Source organism: Mycobacterium attenuatum (assembly GCF_900566085.1).
GTDB lineage: Bacteria > Actinomycetota > Actinomycetes > Mycobacteriales > Mycobacteriaceae > Mycobacterium > Mycobacterium attenuatum.
This window is the reverse complement of record NZ_UPHT01000216.1, coordinates 1-1334: the sequence shown is the minus strand read 5'-3', so window position 1 is coordinate 1334 and position 1334 is coordinate 1. Positions and strand designations below refer to the sequence as shown.

General features: G+C 63.6%; 1 protein-coding gene and 1 pseudogene. Both read right to left on the bottom strand.

Features of this window, described 5'->3' with window-relative positions; all coding sequences use genetic code 11:
• Positions 1 to 56: 56 nt before the first annotated feature.
• Positions 57 to 788 (bottom strand): integrase core domain-containing protein, encoded by a 732-nt coding sequence (locus tag EET13_RS32195; protein ID WP_244604202.1) that lies wholly within the window; start codon positions 786 to 788, stop codon positions 57 to 59.
• 355 nt (positions 789 to 1143) lie between these two features.
• Positions 1144 to 1248, bottom strand: a pseudogene (locus EET13_RS32190) (hypothetical protein); the annotation flags it as partial.
• Positions 1249 to 1334: the final 86 nt, after the last annotated feature.

The window sequence follows — 1334 nt, the reverse complement described above, 5'->3', positions numbered from 1 at the left end:
CCCGACCCATGTGATGTGTTAGGACATCGGAATAGCTCTGAACCTGCATTTTGGGTTCAGGGCTTTTTCTTTGGGCGGTCGCTGGGCAGTCCTCGGGGTTGGTAGTTCCTGGTCGGGTCGATGGTTAGCTCGCGGATCATTTGGCCGGTGGCGGCGTTGATGATCCGGACGTCGAGGTCGTGAACGAGCATCAAAACGTGGGTTCGGGCGTGGGTTCGGCCGACGCCGATGTGGTGCAGGTGGCCGGCCAGGCGCAAGGTGAGGCTGCCGGTGTCTTCGACGCGGTCGCGGCGTACGCGGTTGTGGGTGTCGCTGCGTTTGCCGGGCTGGGCTTTGGGCCGGTCGCGGTAGGCGGTGGCTGGGGTGGCCTTGTGCGGCAGGGAGCGGTGCGGGCGGTGATGGTTGTATTCCTCGACGAAGGTATCGAGTTGGGCTTGTAGGTCGGCAAGTGTGGCGGCACGTGGTTGGCGGGTCAGCCAGCGTTTGAGGGTTTGGTGGAAGCGTTCTACTTTCCCGCAGGTGGTCGGATGATTGGGCGTGGGGTTGATTGGGACCACCCCGAGACGGTGCAGCTCGACTTCTAGGTCTAGGTGGTTGCGTCCGCCTTTGCCGCCGGTCAGTCGGGTCGTGAAGACCATGCCATTGTCGGTCAATGTTGAGGCCGGAATGCCGTGAGCAGCACAGGTTTTGGTGAACGCGTCCAGGACGATCGGGCCGGTGACGTGGCGGTGCGCGGTGAGGCAGAGCGCGTAGCGGGAGTGGTCGTCGATCCAGCACAGGATCTCCACATGGGTTCGGTCGGCAAGCCACCAGCGGGTGATAGTCGGCTTGCCAGCGTTGGTTGGGCAGATCGGCGGCAAAGCGGATGTAGGAAGCTTTGGGGCGTTTCTTGGGAGCGGGCGTGACCAGACCGGCCGCGCGCAAGTGCTGGATGATCGATGGGGTCGACACCGTTAAGCCGTGGTGGTGCTGCAGGTGCCAGGCGATGGTCTCTGGACCGTTGTCGGGTCCGTTGCTGGTCAGCTTGTCACGCACCTCGACCATCAGATCGATCCTCGACTGTGCAAGCCGGGTAGGGCTGGTGTGCGGTCGGCGCGAGCGCGGCTCGAACGCCGCTTCGCCTTCGTGGTGATAACGCGCGACCAGTCGGCTGATCCAGCTCTGGGACACCCCGTACTCGCGAGCCACAGCCGATTGGCTGCGGCGCTCGACGACGACAGCGGTGATGACCAGGCGAGCCTTCGACATCCACTGAACGTCGCTGCCGTCAAGCTATTCCGATGTCTTGACACACCCCATTCGTATGTCCTGACGCACCACACCGCCACCCCGAC